This is a genomic window from Pedobacter agri PB92 (assembly GCF_000258495.1).
Classification (GTDB): domain Bacteria; phylum Bacteroidota; class Bacteroidia; order Sphingobacteriales; family Sphingobacteriaceae; genus Pedobacter; species Pedobacter agri.
In genome coordinates this window covers 1-931 of the sequence record NZ_AJLG01000338.1, presented here as the reverse complement: position 1 = coordinate 931, position 931 = coordinate 1, and the positions used below count along the sequence as shown (strand labels likewise).

Genomic DNA, 931 nt, shown 5'->3' with positions numbered 1-931 from the left:
AACTGGCTGATGAATGCAGGGCTTTCGGCGTGCTTGTAAAAGCTATACCGACCGACGTTTCCAATTACCACGAAGTAATCAATCTCGCAGGAATTGCCGCTGAAGGAAACCGGGATATCGACATATGGATCAATAACGCGGGCGTGCTTTCTATCGGCGCATTCGACCTTACCCCAATGGAAATCAGCGAACAAGTAGTCAAAACCAATCTGATTGGATACATGAATGGTGCGCATGCAATCCTACCTTATTTTAAATCACAAGGTCATGGCATTTTGATCAATAACATCTCCATTGGCGGCTTTTTTCCTGTTCCTTACGGCGCAGGCTACTCTGCTGCCAAGTTCGGGCTTCGCGGATTCTCAGCAGCACTGAAGTCAGAATTAAAATCTTATTCCCGCATACATATCTGTGATGCATTTCCAGGATTTCTTGATACTCCAGGTATGCAGCATGCCGCAAATTACACAGGCAAAGCACTAAAACCCGGACCCATCGTGTATGATCCATTTCGACTCGCGAATGCGATCTATGAGCTATCAATTCATCCCCGGTCAGAGAAAATGGTCGGAAGTTTTTCAAGCTTGATGCGTATATCCTATGGTCTGCTTCCTTCGCTAACCAGGGGAATTGCATCGGCAGTAATTAATACCTATTTAAAGCAGGCAAAAACAATCACCCCTACCAGCGGAAATATTTTTAACAGCGTGGATTATGGGCATTCCACCCATGGTGGATGGGGAATCCCGGGAAAGCCCAAGGAACATCGTAAATATATAGCGATTGGAACGATTGCCCTACTTGCTTTGCTGCTCACGAATAGAAAAATATAGACGTGATATCGAGCGCTATTGCAGAGGATAAACCAACTTCCTTTATATGCCAAGAAAGTTATGCGTCGTTTAGCAACGGTTTAAGCAAATAAAATGAT

Annotated in this window: 1 protein-coding gene; it reads left to right on the top strand. The window is 44.6% G+C overall.

Features of this window, described 5'->3' with window-relative positions; all coding sequences use genetic code 11:
• Window positions 1-833 (top strand): SDR family NAD(P)-dependent oxidoreductase (locus tag ON09_RS23765; RefSeq protein ID WP_039843153.1); only part of this gene is annotated, 833 nt, incomplete at its 5' end.
• Between the last annotated feature and the right edge of the window lie 98 nt (window positions 834-931).